At 41.1% G+C, this 19715-nt stretch carries 16 protein-coding genes; 11 read left to right on the top strand and 5 right to left on the bottom strand.

What is annotated here, in order from left to right; genetic code table 11:
- The first annotated feature begins 1 nt into the window (after window position 1).
- The 3 genes from AB5706_RS06215 to AB5706_RS06205 all read left to right on the top strand — a co-directional run bounded on the left by AB5706_RS06215 (window position 2) and on the right by AB5706_RS06205 (window position 4169).
- Window positions 2–760: an ATP-binding protein gene (locus AB5706_RS06215; protein WP_173771578.1), complete on the top strand. Its 759-nt coding sequence runs from the start codon at window positions 2–4 to the stop codon at window positions 758–760.
- Window positions 761–832: 72 nt separating this feature from the next.
- Window positions 833–973 carry a TFIIB-type zinc ribbon-containing protein gene (locus tag AB5706_RS06210; protein ID WP_173771580.1) on the top strand — a complete coding sequence of 47 codons (141 nt, stop codon included), beginning with the start codon at window positions 833–835 and terminating at the stop codon, window positions 971–973.
- Between the two features lie 334 nt (window positions 974–1307).
- Window positions 1308–4169 carry a glycoside hydrolase family 3 C-terminal domain-containing protein gene (locus AB5706_RS06205; protein WP_173771582.1) on the top strand — a complete coding sequence of 954 codons (2862 nt, stop codon included), beginning with the start codon at window positions 1308–1310 and terminating at the stop codon, window positions 4167–4169.
- 304 nt (window positions 4170–4473) lie between these two features.
- Here AB5706_RS06205 and AB5706_RS06200 read toward each other — a convergent pair whose 3' ends face one another.
- Window positions 4474–4908, bottom strand: a complete 435-nt coding sequence (locus AB5706_RS06200) for a Fur family transcriptional regulator (RefSeq protein ID WP_173771584.1) — start codon at window positions 4906–4908, stop codon at window positions 4474–4476.
- Between the two features lie 227 nt (window positions 4909–5135).
- On the opposite strand from AB5706_RS06200, the gene AB5706_RS06195 reads away from it, so the two are divergent.
- The 4 genes from AB5706_RS06195 (at window position 5136) to AB5706_RS06180 (ending at window position 9954) form a co-directional block, all read left to right on the top strand.
- The gene (locus AB5706_RS06195) at window positions 5136–5345 is read left to right on the top strand and encodes a metal ABC transporter substrate-binding protein (protein WP_330382699.1); all 210 of its coding nucleotides are present in this window, start codon (window positions 5136–5138) and stop codon (window positions 5343–5345) included.
- A gap of 571 nt (window positions 5346–5916) precedes the next feature.
- Window positions 5917–7014 carry a YibE/F family protein gene (locus tag AB5706_RS06190; protein ID WP_148462497.1) on the top strand — a complete coding sequence of 366 codons (1098 nt, stop codon included), beginning with the start codon at window positions 5917–5919 and terminating at the stop codon, window positions 7012–7014.
- A complete protein-coding gene (locus AB5706_RS06185; protein ID WP_173715631.1) occupies window positions 7014–7793 on the top strand; it encodes a YibE/F family protein in 780 nt (259 codons plus the stop codon). Before AB5706_RS06190 ends, AB5706_RS06185 begins: the two co-directional genes overlap by 1 nt.
- A 352-nt stretch (window positions 7794–8145) precedes the next feature.
- Window positions 8146–9954: a Na/Pi cotransporter family protein gene (locus AB5706_RS06180; RefSeq protein WP_195590339.1), complete on the top strand. Its 1809-nt coding sequence runs from the start codon at window positions 8146–8148 to the stop codon at window positions 9952–9954.
- A 320-nt stretch (window positions 9955–10274) separates the two neighbouring features.
- Here the strand turns inward: AB5706_RS06180 and AB5706_RS06175 are convergent, their stop codons facing one another.
- The gene (locus tag AB5706_RS06175) at window positions 10275–10553 is read right to left on the bottom strand and encodes a helix-turn-helix domain-containing protein (protein ID WP_118580910.1); all 279 of its coding nucleotides are present in this window, start codon (window positions 10551–10553) and stop codon (window positions 10275–10277) included.
- Between the two features lie 105 nt (window positions 10554–10658).
- On the opposite strand from AB5706_RS06175, the gene AB5706_RS06170 reads away from it, so the two are divergent.
- A complete protein-coding gene (locus AB5706_RS06170; RefSeq protein WP_118580907.1) occupies window positions 10659–10874 on the top strand; it encodes a hypothetical protein in 216 nt (71 codons plus the stop codon).
- Between the two features lie 236 nt (window positions 10875–11110).
- Here the strand turns inward: AB5706_RS06170 and gpmI are convergent, their stop codons facing one another.
- Window positions 11111–12652 (bottom strand): 2,3-bisphosphoglycerate-independent phosphoglycerate mutase, encoded by a 1542-nt coding sequence (gene gpmI / locus AB5706_RS06165; protein ID WP_118580904.1) that lies wholly within the window; start codon window positions 12650–12652, stop codon window positions 11111–11113.
- Between the two features lie 264 nt (window positions 12653–12916).
- The gene (locus AB5706_RS06160; RefSeq protein ID WP_118580901.1) at window positions 12917–14218 is read right to left on the bottom strand and encodes a homoserine dehydrogenase; all 1302 of its coding nucleotides are present in this window, start codon (window positions 14216–14218) and stop codon (window positions 12917–12919) included.
- Window positions 14219–14549: 331 nt separating this feature from the next.
- On the opposite strand from AB5706_RS06160, the gene AB5706_RS06155 reads away from it, so the two are divergent.
- From AB5706_RS06155 to AB5706_RS06145, 3 genes are all read left to right on the top strand, one after another.
- Window positions 14550–15893 (top strand): MATE family efflux transporter, encoded by a 1344-nt coding sequence (locus tag AB5706_RS06155; protein WP_173715630.1) that lies wholly within the window; start codon window positions 14550–14552, stop codon window positions 15891–15893.
- A 321-nt stretch (window positions 15894–16214) separates the two neighbouring features.
- On the top strand, window positions 16215–18245 hold the full coding sequence (locus AB5706_RS06150) for a L,D-transpeptidase family protein (protein ID WP_226837158.1): 2031 nt from the start codon (window positions 16215–16217) through the stop codon (window positions 18243–18245).
- Window positions 18246–18377: 132 nt separating this feature from the next.
- Window positions 18378–18674 (top strand): DUF3784 domain-containing protein, encoded by a 297-nt coding sequence (locus AB5706_RS06145; protein WP_226815039.1) that lies wholly within the window; start codon window positions 18378–18380, stop codon window positions 18672–18674.
- A gap of 210 nt (window positions 18675–18884) precedes the next feature.
- Here AB5706_RS06145 and AB5706_RS06140 read toward each other — a convergent pair whose 3' ends face one another.
- Window positions 18885–19499, bottom strand: coding sequence for an HAD family hydrolase (locus AB5706_RS06140; RefSeq protein ID WP_148462493.1), 615 nt, complete (start codon window positions 19497–19499; stop codon window positions 18885–18887).
- Between the last annotated feature and the right edge of the window lie 216 nt (window positions 19500–19715).

Below are 19715 nucleotides of genomic sequence, written 5' to 3'. Positions count from 1 at the left end.
AATGAAAATAGCCGTAACAGGAAAAGGTGGTGTAGGAAAGACCACAATCGCTGCAACTCTTGCAAGATTATATGCAGATGAAGGAAAAACAGTGTATGCAGCGGATACAGATCCGGATGCGAATCTGGGACTGGCACTAGGTTTTTCAGAGGAAGAACTGGCAGAGATTATACCAGTCAGCAAAATGAGAAAGCTGGTGGAAGAACGGACCGGAGCGGACAAAAGCAATACATTTTACAAAATCAATCCAAAAGTTGACGATATTCCGGAGAGATATTCGAAATTTCGTAATGGTGTCAGATTATTGATTCTTGGAACAGTAGAAACAGCCGGAAGCGGCTGTGTCTGCCCGGAAAATGTAATGCTTAAACGGATCATCAACAATCTTATTCTGCACAGAGAGGATGTTGTGCTGCTGGATATGGAAGCAGGTTTGGAACATCTTGGAAGAGGGACAACAGAAGGCATGGATCAGTTTATCGTTGTGATAGAGCCAGGAGCCAGAAGTGTTCAGACTTATAGAAACGTAAAGCGTCTGGCAGAAGAACTGGGGGTAAAGAAAGTAAGAGTTGTTGCAAATAAAATCAGGGATGAAAGTGATGAAGCATTTGTGAAAGACAGAATACCGGAAAGTGATTTGCTGGGATTTGTTCATTATAATCCGGAAATTATGAATGCAGACAGAGAGGGAGTTTCTCCTTATGATTTCAGCCAGACAGCAGTAGATGAGGTAAAAAAAATAAAAGAAAAATTAGGTTAAGAAAATAATAGAATATATACAGGAAAAAGGTGAAAAAATGGGATTTTTTCAGGATGTATGGATGCCAGAAGCATGACTTCAATTAAAGAAGTTAAATGTCCGAAATGTAGTGCAGATATAGAAGTATTTGTGAGAGATGGAAAAACAGTTGGCGAAAGTGTATGCGATAACTGCGGATATATGATAAAAGAAAACCAGATTACACAGCTGTAATTTGTAATATTACATCCACTTAACGCAAGAAAGAAGCAGTGATATACTGAAATAAAAGTTATTTATAAAATAATAATAAAAATCTGGAACAATATTGTGTGATTGAACAGTTGCAAAGAATGCAATTGTGGAAGATGAAGAAATTTACGTAAAACAATTAACAGAGTATATCCGGAAATATCAAACGGAAAGGGGAAGATCAATAAAGGTTACGGTATTTGGTATTTGCTGCATCTCGTGCCAAAAACGGTACGAAATAATAACCATGTTATAGTAATGACAACAGGAAATGATACTTTAAAAAGACGAGAGAGTCAAAGAAGGGAAAAAGAGAATGATCAGTGTTGAAATGGAAGATGTTTTGGCGGTATTACAATTATGCAAACCATATATTATCGGTATTATTGCTGCACTTGTAATTGGAATCGTAATTATGGTTGCATGCCGCAGGATGTCCAGGGACAAAAGATTTCTGATAAGAGGAGAAGCTGTGATCGCAATGGTTCTTGCTGTTGTTGTCTGCGTGAATATGATCTGTTTTGGACCAATGGCTACATTGATTGGACTTGCAACGGGAAATGGAACTTTAAGCGATGAAACAAATGAAGAAGCTGCGGAAGTGGCAGAAGAAATTATGGAAGACGGAATTGTTCTTCTGAAGAATGAAAGCTTGCTTCCTTTAAATGAAACAAAAAAACTGAATATTTTTGGCTGGGAATCTATTAATCCGGCTTACGGAGGAGCTGGTTCCGGTGGAATTAATGATCTGTATGATATTGTCAGTCTGAATCAGGGACTTGAAAATGCCGGATTTTCTATTAACCAGAAACTGGTTGATTTTTATAACAATTATGGTGCAGATGATCCGGAAATGTCTATCCAGAAACAGAGCTGGACATTACCGGAGCCACCTGTAGATACTTACAGTGATGAGCTTATTAAAAGTGCGAAAGAGTATTCTGATGTGGCAGTTGTGGTTCTTTCCAGAAAAGCAGGTGAAGGTCATAATGATATTCCTATGGATGTAAGAAAAGCAGCATATGATAATAATTCTGATGAATATGATGATTTTCCTGAGGGAGAGCATTATTTACAGCTTTCACAAACTGAGAGAGATATGGTGGATATGGTTTGCTCAAACTTTGATAATGTCATTGTAATTTATAATGGAGCAAATCAGTTTGAACTTGGTTTCGCAGATGAATATCCTCAGATTAAATCTGTTGTATGGTGCCCAGGAACGGGAAATGTGGGATTTAATGCACTTGGTAAAGTATTTTCAGGTGAAGTCAATCCTTCCGGAAAAACACCGGATACATTTATTTATGATATGACGACTGCTCCGTGGTGGAATAATGCAGAAAAAACAGAGTATACAAATCTGGCAGATATGGCTGTTGAAGGAATGAACGCAGGAACTGCGCAGGTGTATGCTCCGGCATTTACCAATTATGTGGAAGGCATTTATGTAGGATACAAGTACTATGAAACAGCTGCACAGGAAGGTGCGATTGATTACGACAAGACTGTACAGTATCCATTTGGATATGGTCTGAGTTACACAGAATTTGAACAGAAAATGGGTGAACTGGAGGAAAAAGACGGACAGATTTCTGTAGATGTAGAAGTAACCAACTCCGGAGATGTTGCCGGAAAAGATGTAGTAGAAGTGTATTATAAACCGCCATATACAAATGGAGGAATTGAGAAATCTTCTGCAAATCTGATCGAGTTTGCAAAAACAGATCTGCTTCAGCCGGGAGAATCTCAGACCGTTACAGTTACATTCAGTATAGAAGATATGGCCTCTTATGATGAGAATAATGCAAAAGCGTATGTTCTTGAAAAAGGCGATTATGTGATCTCTATCAACAGCGATTCACACACTGTGCTGGATCAGAAAACTTATACTGCAGATACTGATGTAGTATATGAGGAAGAAAATAAAAGAGTATCAGATGATACTGCAGCAACAAATGTATTTGAAGATGCAAAAGGCGATGTGACATATCTGTCACGTGCAGATCATTTTGCAAATTATAAAGAGGCTACAGCAGAACCGGCATCTGCAGAGCTGGGTGAGCCATATGCTTCTGAATATCATCTGAACAGTAATTTTGATAAGACTACATATCTTAATGATGAGGATGTAATGTTGACAACGGGAGCAGATAACGGACTTACATTAGCTGATATGCGAGATGCTGATTATGACGATCCTCGTTGGGAAAAACTTCTGGATCAGCTTTCTGTTGATGAAATGGCAAATATGATTGCAATGGCTGGTTATCAGACAGCAGCCATGGATTCTGTGGGAAAAGTGGCTACACTTGATTTCGATGGACCGGCAGCAATTAATAACAACTTTACAGGGGTTGGTTCTATTGGATTTCCGATTGAAGTTGTGATTGCTTCCACATGGAATAAGGAACTTGCACAAACCTGGGGTGAATGCATGGGCAAGATCAGTCAGGAAATGGGTGCAGAGGGCTGGTATGCACCAGGAATGAATACTCATAGAACCGCATTTGGTGCAAGAAACTATGAATATTTCTCAGAAGATGGAATTCTTTCAGGAAATATGGGAGCAAAAGCAGTAGAAGGAGCAAGAAAATACGGAGTTTATTCTTACATTAAACATTTTGCTATGTATGAAGGTAATGCCAAAATGGTAAGTGTCTGGTCGAATGAGCAGGCAATCCGGGAAATCTATCTGAAACCATTCGAGATTTCTGTAAAACAAGGTGGAGCAAATGCGGTTATGGTTTCCTGGAGTTTCCTTGGAGATAAATGGACTGGAGAATGCAGTAACCTTATGAATACAGTTCTCAGAGATGAATGGGGATTCAGGGGAATGGCGCTTACAGACTTCTTCCGAAACAATGGTCATGGATTTATGAATGCAGATGCAGCTTTGGCGAATGGAGTAGATGTAATGTTGTCTACATTCAATGGAGAAGAGAACAATGTAGCCAATCCAGAGCATCCAACATCTGTACTTCAGATGAGAAATGCCTGCAAAAATGTCATGTATACAGTTGTAAGCAGTTGGGCTTATGATGGAGAACACGAAGAAACAGGTATGGAAAACTGGAAAAAAGCAGGAATTGGTATCGACACTGTAATAGCCCTTTTCCTGGCAGGAATGGAAGTACTGGTAATTAGAGGATATAAGAAAAGAAAGAATGCTGAATAAGGATGAAAGTGGGATGGAAAACAATTATGAAACAGTAAAAATTGGTTGAAAAGATGACAATAGAAGAAAAGGCAGCGATCCTCAGTGGAAAAACTGTCTGGCAGACCAGAGAAATTGACAGGTTTTCCATCTCGTGTTGTGTTGCTGAAACAAAGGAAAATGGCCGTCTGATTATGGGTGCTGAGGATGTATGGAATGTTTCGCTGACAGCACCAGAGGCGAATATTCTCTTGTGTGCCATTTTTTCTGTGAAAAAGAAGGTTTTCCTATGTGCAGAACCGGCAATACACTCAGGAAAAGACAGTCAGCTCTGTGGAGAAGAAATTTTTTTGTTTTCACAGTCCTGACAGATGCCATGAAGCATATCTCCGCTGCAATGCAGCCGGAAGCCATGATCTTTATACAAATGCTCTTTAAATTCATCCATAAAGGCACAGTCAAGATGCACAACCTTGCCACATCTGATGCATTTCAGATGTAGGTGTTCTGTGCATTTTTTTTCTTCTCCAGCAAACTGAAACACAGCTTTATCACTGTTCAGATCCGGATATTTGATTACAATATGCTCGGCGCAAAGCTTGTCAAGATATCGGTATACAGTTGTTGTGTTTACCTTAATTCCTTCAGTTTTTAAATATTTTTCAATATCAGCCACACTGACAGTGACAGCCTTCTGGGACTTCAAATACTCCAGAATAATCTGTCTTGTTTTTGTAGTATAGGGTTTTCGCTCAGCCATTTTCTTTATTCCTTTCATATGTGCTTTTTTCTATTGTATCTTTTTATTTCTCCTAAGTCAATTACGCTCCAAAAATGCAAATAATTTGCAAATATTATTGACAGCCGGTATTCTATGTGTTATTTTAATAAACGCAAATGGTTTGCGCTTATTTTAAGCGGATGAGATAATATGCTTTTGAAATTTTATTTTCAGGCACATCAGGTTTGTGCAGAAAGGATTTTATTATGAGAAAAAAATTATTAACTAGAACAGCACTTGCAGCTACAATAGCACTTGGCATTGGTTCTTTTAATCTGGCATATGCAGCAGAAACTGAGGATACTTCTTCTGGAAAAAAAATAAATGTTATGGCAAGCTTTTATCCTATGTATGATTTTGCAACAAAGGTTGGAGGGGATAAGATTGAGGTTACCAATATGGTACCTGCCTTCTGATTTGACGCAGGATGCATGGATAAATGTAACAGGTACATATCACTATGACAAACATAAAGGGATGGAAATTACTGTCACTGATATAGAAGACGCAGAGCCGTCAGAAGAGGAATATGTTTATCCTATTTATTAAACAGAGATAGCTTGATTCAAGAAAACTATTTATAAGGTATATATTTTGCTCCATCAGAATGTTTGAAACAGAGCTTTGGGGCCTTTTATCTATCATTTATTAACTCCGGAAATAGAAAATAATTTTGTGTAAATGCAAACTATTTGTATTATAGATGCTGGCGCGGGACAGAAAAAAATGCCGTTATTGTTCACTCCGTTCACAGTAACGCGCTTCGCGATGCACAGAAATCATGCTTTGCATGATTTCGCGCTGCAACTCTCGGGTTTTCTGTGAACTTTGTTCACAAAAAACACCTCGCGGAACGTTACCAGTGAACAGTATCAAAATGCCAACAATATTTGCAAATAATCTGCAATTTACATTGACCAACATCGAATAAAAGCGTACAATGCGATATTGGCAGAAATATTAATCTGGAAGGAGAAAATAAATTCAATGAAATTTTGTCTATCTCATAAAAAATATCTTTTAGCTGGCATTTATATTATCTGTGTTATATTTACCTGTTTTAATGCCAGATTCTATCACACTCCTCTGGCAAAAATATGTTCTGTATCAGAAATGGAAACCATGAGCAGAGAAGGAACCAGAGGTGCAGAAGAACACTATTATACTCAGAAAATTACAGCCCGGATATTGAACGGTGCATATAAAGGTAAAGAAATTACACTTTCTAACGAATACACTTCTTCACAGGTTCAGACGCAGAAATACCATAAAGGAGATACGGTACTTCTGAATGGGTCAAAAGACAGACCTGGAAAAACTATACGTTCTGTAAAACGTGACATCTATCTGGTCGTACTGGTGGGTGGTCTGATTATTCTTCTGATCTATATTACGAGAAAACAGGGGGGTTATACGATCGTATCAGTGATACTGAATACATTGATTTTTGCGTACGGATTTCAACTGCTGGGAGATGGAAAGAATATTCTGAGAATATGTAATGTAATTGCACTTCTTTTTTCGTTGACTACATTGATCTGTCTGAATGGAATTCACAGGAAAACATGGGCTGCTGTTCTTTCGACTTTATGTGTTCTTTTCCTGATTATGATGCTGTTTGATTTTTCTATTCACAGGTATGGAGATTTAGATTATTCTAATCTGGAATACCTTGGAAGCATGAGTAATTCAGCCGACATATTCTGGACAGATATTATGCTGACAGGGCTTGGAGCGATTATGGATGTAACAGTCACTATAAGTGCAGCAACTGGTGAAATTGTTCGCAAAAATCCATCAGTTTCTATAAGAAAGCTGATACATTCGGGAAGGGAAATCGGATATGATATTATGGGAACCATGATAAATGTACTGCTATTTGTTCTTGTAAGTGGCATGATTCCAATGTTTATTCTTAAAATGAATAATGAGATCAGATTTATAACGCTTGTAAGATATCACATTCCATATGATATCTGTCGCTTTCTGATAGAAAGTATTGGAATAGTGTTGGCAATACCAGTATCTGTTTTAATTGCTTCGATTATTATGAAAATACCATCACTGAAAAGGAGTGGAAAATAATGATTCTTTTTCTTACATTAGTGCTGCTTTTTTTGATGATTACAATTGGAGGAGAACGTGGAGCTGTTTCAATCATGGCACTGGCAGGTAATATTATTATTCTGTTTTTTTCGGTTATATTGATGTCAGCTGGTTTTCCCGCACTGCTTCTGATACTGGCGGCAGGAGCAGGTGTCTGTTATAATTCTCTGTTTTATCAGAATGGAAATAATGTCAAAACGCGAGCTGCCTTTCTGGCTACACTGTTTGTAATGCTGATTCTGTTTATTCCGATTTTTGCTATTACGTGGAGAACAGGAAGTTATGGCTTAAATGAACTTCAGATTTCAGAAGAGGATTTTATGTACTATTACAACACAGATATCAGTATTAATATGCTTCATGTGGCTGTTTTTGTAAGTGTTTTCAGCACTCTGGGAGCTGTCATTGATACTGCACTGTCTGTGACGTCATCTGTGTATGAAGTCTGGACTCATAAAAACAGTCTGGTAGAGAAAGAACTTACTTCAACAGGGTATCAGGTGGGAAAAGAAATTATAGGCACAACAGTAAACACGTTGCTTTTTGCATATCTTGGAGGGAGTATTTTATTGTTTTCCTATGTGCAGACACAAAAATATAGTCTGGAAATCATTCTCAATTCCAGATTCCTCTTTCAGGATGTTGCGATTATGCTATTTGGTGCTATTGCCTGTCTTGTTGCAGTTCCAGTATCAATTAAATGCATTATCTGGCAGATCAGATATATTAATCCAGATAAAAAGCAATTAAACGCTTAAATTACATGGTAATCAGAAGATGGGAATTTTATATATAGTGATGTCACTGATAAGAGAGATGCCGGTTGTGTGTAAGATTCTTGCATAATGGTATCTACTTATCGTCAGTAAGCTGAATAGAAATAAAAATTACCATATATTTCGTCAGATTATACAGAAAAATGGAAATTTTGAACCGCAAAAAATTACAATTTGAAATTAATCAAATATTGTAATCAGCCTATGATTATGGCATAATGATTAAGGATATGTAAAAATTGAGAAAAATCCACGTTAACAAAAGAAAATACTTTGAAAAGAAAGGTCGCCTCTGCAGAATTGGCAGAGGGAAACGACAACAGAGGATTAGAACATGGCAATTTTTTCAATGGTTTTATCTTTGCTGTGCGGAGTATCATTTTTCCTTTTTGGAATGTCGCTGATGGGAGACGGACTGAAATCCGTTGCTGGTAATAAGCTGGAAGCATTCCTTTACAAAATGACCAATACCCCGCTGAAGGGAGTAGCACTTGGAACAGGTGTTACCAGTGTAATCCAGTCATCATCCGCCACTACCGTTATGGTAATCGGTTTTGTAAACTCCGGTATGATGAAGCTGAAACAGGCAATTGGTATTATCATGGGCGCAAATATCGGAACCAGTATTACAGGATGGATTCTGTGTCTGTCTTATATCCAGGGCTCCGGTGGAATTGCAAGTATTCTTTCTACAGCCACTATTTCAGCAGTAGTTGCTGTAATCGGTATCATGCTTCGTATGGTCTGTAAGAGATCTGTATACCGAAATATTGGAAACATTATGCTGGGCTTTGCCATTTTGATGAATGGTATGCAGATGATGAGTGGAGCAGTTTCTCCTCTTCGTGAAAGTCCTGTATTCATTGATATGCTGACAATGTTTTCCAACCCAATTGCAGGTATCCTGGTAGGTATTGCATTTACCGCAGTGCTTCAGAGTGCATCTGCAACAGTTGGTGTGCTGCAGGCTCTTTCCGTAACCGGAATCCTCACCTTTGCAAGTGCATTTCCAATTGTTCTTGGTATAGGTGTTGGTGCTGCATGCCCGGTACTGATCTCTGCAATTGGAGCGAATAAGAACGGTAAGAGAACAGCTCTTGTATATTTGCTGAATGACTTATTTGGTCTGATCCTGTGGTCCATTGTATTTTATACCTTGAATGCGTTCATTCATTTTGGATTTTTGGATATGATCATGACTCCGGTATCCATCGCATTTTTGAACACCATTTTCCGTGTGGCTACCGTTGTGGTGCTTTTCCCGTTTATTTCCAAGCTGGAGAAACTGGTATGCTATCTGGTCAAGGACAGCGCAGAGGAGCTGGAGGACGAGGCAGACTTCGATCTTCTGGAAGAGCGTCTGTTAAATTATCCTGCACTTGCAATTGGACAGTGTCATCGTGCTATGAATGGTATGGCCAAGAAGCTTCGTAAGAATGTAAACAGAGCTATGAACCTTCTGAATGATTATCAGCAGGATAAATATGACAAGGTACAGCGTAAGGAAGACCTGATCGACAAATATGAGAGCCGTCTTGGAGAGTATCTGATCCAGCTCACCAAACGTGAGATGAATACCGCCCAGACGCGCCAGACCTCCCTTTATCTGCACACTATCAATGACTTTGAGAGAATTGGCGATCATGCTTCCTACATCGCACATATGTCCAACGAAATGCATGATAATCATACAACATTCTCCCAGACTGCATGGGACGAGTTGAATGTAGTTATGGATGCTGTCCGTGAAGAAATCAATGTAACCTGCAATGCATTTATGAACGACGATAAAGAGGCAGCACAGCGTGTTGCACCTCTTGGCGTGGTAATCACCAGACTTTGTGATGAACTGAAGATGCGCCATGCAGAGCGCCTCAGCCAGGGCAAATGCGGATTGGAAGAGGGAACTGTGTTCAGCGATATTCTGAACAGCTTTGGACGTATTGCTTCCCACTGTGCAAGTGCCATGACAGCACTTATGAAAAGTGGGGAAGAGACTACAGACATCCACATTCACAACTCCAGAATTTATCCTACAGACAGTCTGGAATATTACACTTATTTTAAGGAATACAGACAGAAGTATGATATTGGCACAGAAGTGGAGCATAAGCTGAGTATGGAGCCAGAAGAGGTTGAATAAATAATTTTTAAGATAAAAACACCGTCAGATGAAAATTCGCAGATAAAATGCGAAAGTCACCTGGCGGTGCTTTTTATGCAGCAGGGTTCTTTATGGAAAAATTAATACCCTGGATTAATTAAAAAACAATATGAAAAAAGAACAAAATGCTCTAAAAATAATTCCAGACTCTCTCCACTCAGCCGAAACAAAGAATTAGGCATCCGTGCAAAAAAATAAAAATGTAAGTATTTTTATTCTTTTTCAAAAAAACGTGTTTATCAGAGCTGAGACACGTATAGTTTATGTATGGTTTATACTGTGGGAGTCTGAAGCACCAGTTATTTCGATGGAGTGTGAACAGGATGTGATGCGGCTGCCTCTTTTTGGGCTGTTTTCGCATCCTCAATGATATCAGGGTTATTGGGTACGTATTCTACTATATCATCCAGATCACAGTTAAGAACAGTGCATATTCGGTCTAATGAAAAGATTTCTACATTTTCATTGTCCCGAAGTCTGCGCAATAACCTTTTTTCGATTCCACACTCATTAATGAGATAGTACTGTGAAATATGGCGTTTTTTCAATGTCTCCCAGAATCTGTCGTATTTTATCATCACTCAAATTCCTGTCCATTTTGTTCTTGCCATATCTCTATTATGGGTTTAAAATGAAAAACATAACAGGGTGATTATAGTCACCCTATCTGGGAGGACTAAGATATGCGAAAAGGATTAAAAATAGCAGGTTCCACTGTATTTGCAGCTGCATTGTCTTCGTGTCTGTTTTACTGTATGGTAGCAGGGGCGAAATCTGGCGCTGTGGTATATGTGGTCATGGCTGCACTGTTGTCTGTTATTATTTCGGTAACTCTGTGTGCAGGGTTTCATTATATCCGCCATCTTCAGAAGCTTTTGAAGGAGCTCAGTGAGAAGTAGTTTTTATATAAGAAGTAGTAAACAGTGGAAGTACGATTTAAATCGTGTTGTTGTATAAGGGAAACAATAATTCAGAAAGAGCTGGCGACAATAGGTATCAGGAATAATAGAACAGCTGTGATGGATGGAAAATCTGTCAGAGCTGTTCTTTTTGTGCCATAATAAAAAAGGACATAATAAAAAGGCGCTGGCATTTAAGCCAGCACCCTTTAAAGCAACAGAGCTGTATAAGCGGATTATTTCTCCACCAGAAGTGATTTACCAGTCATCTCAGCTGGCTGCTCCATGCCCATAAGCTGGATCAGAGTCGGGATGATGTCTGCCAGGCAGCCGTTCTCACGAAGAGTATATTTCGGGTCTGCATTAACCAGAATGAACGGTACCGGATTGGTGGTATGAGCAGTATATGGCTCGCCTGTCTCATAGTCTACAAGCTGCTCTGCGTTACCGTGGTCAGCACAGATGAACATCTGTCCGTCAACCTCCTTCAGAGCCTCTACAGCCTTTCCTACGCACTCATCAACAGCTTCAACAGCTTTGATAGCTGCAGCTTCAACACCTGTATGACCAACCATATCCGGGTTGGCGAAGTTGATGATGATCACATCATATTTCTCAGATTTGATTGCTGCAACAAGCTTCTCGCATACTTCCGGAGCGCTCATCTCTGGCTGCAGGTCGTAAGTCGGAACCTTCGGGGACTTCACAAGGATTCTGTCCTCGCCTTTGTTTGGCTCCTCAACGCCACCGTTGAAGAAGAAGGTTACGTGAGCATATTTCTCTGTCTCAGCGATACGTGCCTGAGTCATGTTGTGAGCTGCAAGGTACTCGCCGAATGTGTTGTGAAGCTGAACCTTGTGGAATGCAACCAGCTTATTTCCGATGGTGTCATCGTAATCTGTGAAGCATACATATGTGAGGTCAAGGCGTTTCTCTCTTGCGAAACCTGTAAATTCGTCATCGCAGAATGCTCTTGTAATCTCACGTGCACGGTCAGGACGGAAGTTGAAAAATACAACAGAATCTTTATCAGAAACAACGGCAACTGGTTTTCCATCTTTCTCAATGACTGTTGGAAGAACGAATTCGTCTGTCTTGCCGTCGTCATAGGATGCCTGTACAGCCTCAGCTGCGTCGGTTCCCTTAACACCCTCGCCCTTGGTAAGTGCGTTGTAAGCAAGCTCAACACGATCCCAGCGGTTGTCACGGTCCATTGCGTAATAACGTCCGGAAACAACACCAATCTCACCTACGCCAAGCTCATCCATCTTCGCCTGGAGCTGCTGGATATATCCTTTTCCGGAAGCCGGAGGGGTGTCACGGCCGTCCAGGAAGCAGTGTACATAAACTTTATTAAGTCCCTCTTTCTTAGCCATTTCAAGAAGACCAAAAAGGTGAGTAATGTGGCTGTGAACACCACCATCAGAAAGAAGACCCATGAAGTGGATCGCGGAATCATTTTCTTTGGCATTCTTCATAGCTGCAAGAAGTGCTTCATTTTTGAAGAAGTCTCCGTCCTGAATCTCTTTGGTGATTCTGGTAAGCTCCTGGTATACGATACGGCCTGCACCCATATTCATATGACCAACCTCGGAGTTACCCATCTGACCGTCCGGAAGACCTACAGCCAGTCCGCTTGCATTACCTTTTACAAAAGGATATTCAGCCATCAGCTTGTCCATGACAGGTGTGTTCGCTTCGTATACAGCGTTTGCGTCATGTCTTTCATTCAGGCCATATCCGTCAAGAATCATTAAAACCGTTGGTTTTTTGCTCATAATGTGCTCCTTTATATGATAAAATTTCCCTTTTGTTGTTCCTTATATATAGTATCAAAAATCTGGGATTTTTCAATCACAATTTTTTTTATTTCTGGAAACTATTTTTAGCAGTATTTACTATGGGAGTTCTGATGAGAAAGAATTCTGCCTTGGCAGGCTTTTTATATAACAGCTTATTACATAAAAAAGGCACGAACGAATCGTGCCTTTGACTGTATGCTTAAGATAAACATATGTACAATATAATTTTGATTTTTCTAATTACTTCCTATAAACTCGGATAGTCTTTGAAATACGCTTTACCGAAGACTTATTGGAAAGCTCCTGTACCGCTGTCTTGAAGTCACCCTCACGAACCTTGGAAGTGATCACAACAACCTCTGCAAGATGGTCGTCCTGGTTCTGGCTGTCCTTCTGGATGATCTGGGCAATGCTTACGTGATATTTGGCGAAAACCTCTGTCATTTCAGCAAGTACACCGCAGCGGTCTTCTACATGAAGGCGAAGGAAGTAACGGTTGTAGGTATCTTCCATTTTTTTCACAGGAAGCTGTTTATAGCAGGTACATCCGATACGGCCGCAGCAGCCTGCTTCCATATTGCGCACAATATCAAAAATATCTCCAACTACAGCACTTGCAGTAGGAAGCTCGCCTGCACCCCGTCCGAAGAACATGGCATCCTCTACAGCATCTCCATGGACAAAGACCGCATTATAGGAATCATTAACGGTTGCAAGAGGATGATCATTTGGAATCAGCATCGGGCAGACGTAAGCTTCTACACCGGACTCAGTATTGCGGGCAACACCAAGAAGCTTGATGGCACAGCCCATCTCTTTTGCATAGCGGATGTCCTTGGCGGAAATTTTTGTGATTCCTTCGATATAAACATCATCAAATACCACTCTGGAATTAAAAGCAACGCTGGCGAGAATAGCCACCTTGCGTCCTGCATCAAGTCCATCAATATCCGCAGTAGGATCCGCTTCTGCATAGCCAAGCTCTGTGGCAAGTGCCAGTGCATCTTTAAATTCCATATTCTCCTGGGACATTTTTGTGAGGATGAAGTTGGTAGTACCGTTTACAATACCCATAACCTCGCTCATGTGGTTGCCTGCCAGGCACTGCTTCAAAGGACGGATAATAGGTATTCCGCCTGCTACAGCTGCTTCAAAGAGAAAATCCACATGGGAAGCTCTGGCTGTGTCCATAAGTTCTTTTCCGTGGACGGCAATCAGATCTTTGTTTGCTGTTACTACGTGCTTGCCTGCGTGAAGAGCATCCAGAATATAGGTTCTGGCAGGTTCGATTCCACCGATCAGTTCGATTATAATGTCAATGGAAGGATCTGCTTTAATATCCTCCCAGCTATTGGTAAGGACAGCCGGATCATCTACCTTGCCAGCTGCCTTTTCCAGGTTGCGGACAAGTATTTTGCGTATTTTAACCTTGCAGCCGATCTTGGCTGTCATTTCTTCTTCCTGGTTCTTCAGAACCTTGTAAACACCGGTTCCAACTGTTCCAAGCCCAAGCAGGGCTGCGTTTATAACTTTTTCTCCCATGGGGAACTCCCTTCTTAAAAATAGTAGTGCTGCCGTTTGATCGTGGTTCCCGTTCATAGTCTGGCAGCAGATATAAACGTAAGCTCGAAAAAGACAGATGTCTTTCACACGTTAACATTTCGTTATGTGGTTCTTATAGTATGGCAGAAAATGGTTTTTGTCAAGCGCTTAAAATAATACAATCCTATGGACTGCGTTCACAAATAAACACCTCGGGGAACAGCACCTGCTGAATAGTTGCAAAATAATAAAAAAAGGGGCTTGAAAGTAGAAAAAATATCGCCTATAATCCCTCTCAAACGATATTTTTTCTTATGGAGGAAAACTGAATATGCAGACAGATATGACTGTGGGAAAGCCCATGAAAATGCTGTTGAATTTTACTATTCCTGTATTTCTGGGAAATGTTTTTCAACAGCTGTACAGTATGGCAGATGCAGTTATTGTTGGAAAGTTTGTTGGAACCAAGGGGCTGGCAGCGGTAGGCGCTACTGGAACCATTACGTTCCTTATTATTGGATTCCTGATGGGGGTTACAACAGGAGTTACAGTTCTTACCTCTCAGAAGTTCGGAGCAGGAAGAATGGATGAGATGCGTAAGACGGTTGGTAATGCAGCAATTCTTTCTGCTGTGATCGCAGTTGTTATGACTGCAGTAAGCATGTTGGGAATGCACAGGCTTCTTGTATTCATGCATACACCTGAAGATATTTTTGATGGTGCATATGGTTATATTATGATCATCTGTGCCGGAATTTTTACCCAGGTATTGTATAATCTGGTGTCCAGTATCTTAAGGGCACTGGGAAACAGCAAAACGCCTCTTTACTTTTTGATTCTGGCGGCAGGACTGAATATTGTACTTGACCTTGTATTTATTATCTTTTTTCACTGGGGAGCGCCGGGAGCTGCCTGGGCTACCGTTATTTCACAGGGAGTGTCAGGAGTTCTTTGCCTGATTTATATGTGGAAGGCCGTGCCGGAACTAAAGATGAAAAAAGAAGACTGGTATTTTAACCGTGATATTGCCGTAAAACAGATCAGTGTGGGAATTCCCATGGGACTGCAGTATTCCATTACAGCCATTGGAGGCATGATGGTACAGAGTTCTTTGAATATACTTGGCTCTTATGCAGTTGCGGCCTTTACAGCAGGCTCTAAGATTGATAATATCTTTACCCAGGCATTTGTAGCTATAGGAACTACAATGTCTACATATAGTGCACAGAATGTTGGTGCGCGTAAGCTGGACCGTGTGCGTCAGGGGTTCCGGTGTGCAGATGTGATCGGCTGTGCATATGCTGTTGTTGTAGGATTTGTCCTGTTTTTTGTGGGAAAAAGCTTTTCTTATCTGTTTATCTCTGATAATGCAGAGGCGGTGATCCCTATGGTGGATACATATCTTCGCTGTGTTGGAATGTTTATGATTCCCCTTTATGTGGTCAATTGTTACCGTAATGGCTTTCAGGGAATGGGATATGGGCTTCTTCCTATGCTCTCAGGCGTGGCAGAGCTTATTGGAAGAGGTGTGATGGCAGTTGTTGCAGCAGATGCCAGGAGTTATACAATGGCATGCATGGCCAGTCCATTTGCATGGATTGTAGCAACAGTCCTTCTTATTGTACTTTACTTCTATGTGATGAAGGATATGAAGAGAAAATTATGTCTGCAGTGAAAGCCAGGATTACAAATCCGTAAACGTGATTTAATAAAATGAATCTGTTATAGACTGTTAAGGCTGAAAAAAGGTCGATTGCAATCCGAGTTTCCAGTTTGAAAGGGTAACTTCCATATATTCTTTCGGAAGAATTAACTTTCACGGATAAGCTCTTGGGGTGGAAGTTTGAATTGCAATTAACATTAAAGGGATTCTTTTGAAGGAAATATACATTTTAAGATACAAAATGGAAAATATATGTTATAATGAAACAAGGTTTCGCCATTAGATGGAGAAGCCTTGTTCAAACAGTGTTTTTATCAGAGGAGAGTTTTATACATGAGTAAGGACAACAAGCATACTCAGGGAAGCCCGGGAGACTTTGAAGATAAAATAGATTCGGCTATGGCAGGTCTTGAAGCAGATCTGGATGAGGAATTCCACGGCGCAGACTTTTATGATGAGGATGACCAGGAGAGTGATTTTGATTCCTGGGAGGGGGAAGACGATTCCGATGCAGAAGAACTGGCTGAGCAGGATTCTGAAGAGGAGTATCCAGAGGAAGAAGAGTACGACCAGGATGATGCAGAGCTGAGCTCGGAAGAAGAGGACTTCTGGGACGAGGAAGAGACAGAATTTGAAGAAGAGAATTCAGAGGAAGAAGGTTTAGAGAGCGAAGATTCAGAGGACGATGAATCAGCAGATGAACCGGAAACATCTGAAAAAGAGCTTCAGGTGGAAATTATTCCGCCCCGTTCCAATAAAGGCAGAAAGCACCGAAGAAAAGACTCTGCCGGTGCTGTAGCACCTGACCAGCCTGAGAAGCAGACTTCTAAGAAATCTGCCAGACCGTCTCCGAAGCCGGCAGCCAGATCTGCCCGTCCGACGAAGATTTCCTATGTTCCTATTACCGATGAGGAACTGGATGAGAAGATCATCCCTGTTCCCAGAAAGAAGCATAAGGGACTTAAAGTTACGGGAATTGTGGCAGCTATTCTTGCGGTGACAGCAGGATGCGCTTATGGAGCAGTGAGTTACTATTATGCAGACAGATTCTTTGAAGGAACCTATATTAACGGAATCAACTGTTCCAATAAGACTGCCTACGAGACAGAGCAGCTGATTGCAAGCAATGTGGAGGATTATTCCATTGAGGTTACCGCGCGGAACCAGGAGCCGCAGACCATCAGCGGAAACCAGATCAATTACCGCTATGTGTCTGACGGAGAAGTTCTGGATCTTTTGAAGCAGCAGAAGCCATATGAATGGGTAAAGGGTTTCATGGAGACCAGAAGCTATACCACCCAGGAGAATGTGACTTTTGATAAGAGTCTGCTTCAGAGTGAAGTAAAGGAATTGAAGTGTGCACAGTCAGAGAACCAGGTTGAGCCGGAGAATGCATATGTGGCGCTTGAGGGAAGCGAGTTTACCATTGTTCCTGAGACAGAGGGCAGCAAGCTGAAGGTGAAGGAAGCCTATAAGGCACTGGACACCGCCATTTCTGGAAGCCAGACATCCATTGATCTGGGAAATACACCGGATGTATATGCAGTGGCAGCAGTGACCAGTGATGATCCCACCCTTCAGGCCACCAGGGATGCTTATAATAATTATACCAAGGCCAGCATTACCTATACATTTGGAGAGCAGACAGTCACTCTTGATGGAAGCACCCTTAAGGAATGGCTGCAGTTTGATGACAAGGGGCAGCTGGTGCAGGATGATGCTTCCTTTACCCAGCATATCAAGGATTTTGTGGCACAGCTGGCAAGTGAGCATGATACAGTTGGAACAACACGTTCCTTTAATACGACCAGTGGTCGTACTGTTTCTGTTTATGGCTCTGCATATGGCTGGAAAATCGATCAGGACGCAGAAGCAGCACAGCTGACAGAAGAGATCCGTACAGGTACCCAGACTACACGGGAACCAGTATATTCCATGAGAGCCAATTCTTATGGATACAATGACATTGGAAGTACCTATATCGAGGTAGATTTGAGTAGTCAGCACATGTACTATTACCAGAATGGCAGCATCATCTTTGACTCTGACATTGTTTCCGGAGATATCCGTTATGATGACAGAGCCACACCTCCGGGAATTTTCACCCTGTATTATAAGAAGAGCCCGGATGTGCTTCGTGGAGAGAAGAAGCCGGACGGCACTTACGAGTACGAAACCCAGGTTACCTACTGGATGCCGTTTAACGGCGGAATTGGTTTCCATGACGCTACCTGGCAGGCATATTTCGGTGGTGACCGCTATACCTACGCCGGATCCCATGGATGTATCAATATGCCGCTGGATGCAGCAGCTACTCTGTACAGCATTATTGATACCAATGTGCCGATCGTGTGCTTCTACTAAAAGATCATTTATCTGACTGGAAAATTGCGGGAATGATTTTTCAAACATGCTCTAGCTGAATGAAAAGACAGCTGCATGTCTTTGAGGCTGCGGATAGCAGAACAACACAAAAGAAGTGGAGAATAAGTTAATATGAATATGGATTCATTTGATATGATACTGACTATAGCAGCTCTTGTAATGGGAGTTATGCTTCTTACCGGTCATGGAGATGTTCTTATGAAAGGCGGAAATGCCGCTGAGCGTAAGAAGCTTTACGATGACAAAAAGGTCCAGCTGGTTTCCGGCGTGACCCTGCTCATTTTCGGAATTCTCACCGGTCTGGATATGGTGATCAAGAGCTATGTGTACGATATCATTTATCTGGCAGCAGTAATTGTTATCTTCATTATCATGGTAGTAGTGATTCGCAAGAAATGTAAGAAATAAGATGAAAAAGAAGCACTTGTATATCTGGAAATTGATATACAGGTGCTTCTTTTGTAATCCGGATATTGAGCTGCACTGGAGCCTGTTTGAAAAATCATTCCGGCGATCTGCTGTTGAATAACTGTGTGTCGCATTCTCGTTACTTCAGTGATGAGTCAGGCACACTATTTTTTGAAAAGTAAGGAATGCTAATAAAAGTTGTATAAATAATTAGAATAATTTCAACAAATCCGCCGGCTTCTCAATTACATAATCCGGTGTATCCACCTGTCCGAATCCATAGGAAGCAAATACAAATGGTACCCCTGCCTCCTGACATGCCTGGTAATCCCCGAAGGTGTCTCCTACATAAACAGGTGCTTTCAGCTGATATTTCTTAGCAATAGAACGGATATTAGCTGCCTTGGCTTCCCCGCTGTCTCCAGGACACAGATGACCTGTGAAATATTTTCCCAGCCCTGTTTTCTCAAAAACAAGTTCAATGTATCCAGCCTGGCAGTTGCTTACTACAAAAAGCGGGTAGCGTTTGTTAAGCTCCTTCAAAGTTTCTTCCAGTCCGTCGTAAACAGGTGCCCCCATCGCACGCAGCAGATCGTGCTCAGCCTGGCAGCAGATATCGATGACCCGAAGCTGCTCCGCTTCAGTCTGTTCTGGAAGGATTGCCTTCGCAATATCCGGGAGAAGTCTGCCAAACAGCCCTTTCAGCTGATCAGCTGTCACACGGACATCAAGATTCTCTTTTTCTAAAGCCTTATTCCACGCCATAGCTACAACGTCGGTGGAATTCCATATAGTTCCGTCAATATCAAAAATAATACTGTCCATTTGAGGTTTTTAGTCCTTTCTGGTGTGCTTAAAATTCTTAAATTGCTTCTTTTCTCATTCTGTTTTGAAATCTGACGGTTTCTATTCTATATAGGAAAATCAAAAAAATCAATCTCCTAATATGGGATTTTTCAATTTTAACTGGCTTTTTGCCGATTTTATGTTATGATAGGAAAGGTGACTGTTGCTTTTGAACTATTGGTCAGTTTTATATTG

Origin of the sequence: Ruminococcus sp. RTP21484sp1_RTP21277st1_D2_RTP21277_210401 (assembly GCF_040924225.1) — a bacterium.
Classification (GTDB): domain Bacteria; phylum Bacillota; class Clostridia; order Lachnospirales; family Lachnospiraceae; genus Blautia_A; species Blautia_A faecis.
Note: the sequence above shows the minus strand (reverse complement) of the source record. Positions and strands in the feature narration are given on the sequence as shown.

What these genes read in the sequence shown, in the direction of transcription:
- AB5706_RS06215 (WP_173771578.1), top strand. Translation starts at nt 2, where the DNA reads ATGAAAATAGCCGTAACAGGAAAAGGTGGTGTAGGAAAGACCACAATC.
- AB5706_RS06210 (WP_173771580.1), top strand. Translation starts at nt 833, where the DNA reads ATGACTTCAATTAAAGAAGTTAAATGTCCGAAATGTAGTGCAGATATA.
- AB5706_RS06205 (WP_173771582.1), top strand. Translation starts at nt 1,308, where the DNA reads ATGATCAGTGTTGAAATGGAAGATGTTTTGGCGGTATTACAATTATGC.
- AB5706_RS06200 (WP_173771584.1), bottom strand. Translation starts at nt 4,908, where the DNA reads ATGGCTGAGCGAAAACCCTATACTACAAAAACAAGACAGATTATTCTG.
- AB5706_RS06195 (WP_330382699.1), top strand. Translation starts at nt 5,136, where the DNA reads ATGAGAAAAAAATTATTAACTAGAACAGCACTTGCAGCTACAATAGCA.
- AB5706_RS06190 (WP_148462497.1), top strand. Translation starts at nt 5,917, where the DNA reads ATGAAATTTTGTCTATCTCATAAAAAATATCTTTTAGCTGGCATTTAT.
- AB5706_RS06185 (WP_173715631.1), top strand. Translation starts at nt 7,014, where the DNA reads ATGATTCTTTTTCTTACATTAGTGCTGCTTTTTTTGATGATTACAATT.
- AB5706_RS06180 (WP_195590339.1), top strand. Translation starts at nt 8,146, where the DNA reads ATGGCAATTTTTTCAATGGTTTTATCTTTGCTGTGCGGAGTATCATTT.
- AB5706_RS06175 (WP_118580910.1), bottom strand. Translation starts at nt 10,553, where the DNA reads ATGATAAAATACGACAGATTCTGGGAGACATTGAAAAAACGCCATATT.
- AB5706_RS06170 (WP_118580907.1), top strand. Translation starts at nt 10,659, where the DNA reads ATGCGAAAAGGATTAAAAATAGCAGGTTCCACTGTATTTGCAGCTGCA.
- gpmI (WP_118580904.1), bottom strand. Translation starts at nt 12,652, where the DNA reads ATGAGCAAAAAACCAACGGTTTTAATGATTCTTGACGGATATGGCCTG.
- AB5706_RS06160 (WP_118580901.1), bottom strand. Translation starts at nt 14,218, where the DNA reads ATGGGAGAAAAAGTTATAAACGCAGCCCTGCTTGGGCTTGGAACAGTT.
- AB5706_RS06155 (WP_173715630.1), top strand. Translation starts at nt 14,550, where the DNA reads ATGCAGACAGATATGACTGTGGGAAAGCCCATGAAAATGCTGTTGAAT.
- AB5706_RS06150 (WP_226837158.1), top strand. Translation starts at nt 16,215, where the DNA reads ATGAGTAAGGACAACAAGCATACTCAGGGAAGCCCGGGAGACTTTGAA.
- AB5706_RS06145 (WP_226815039.1), top strand. Translation starts at nt 18,378, where the DNA reads ATGAATATGGATTCATTTGATATGATACTGACTATAGCAGCTCTTGTA.
- AB5706_RS06140 (WP_148462493.1), bottom strand. Translation starts at nt 19,499, where the DNA reads ATGGACAGTATTATTTTTGATATTGACGGAACTATATGGAATTCCACC.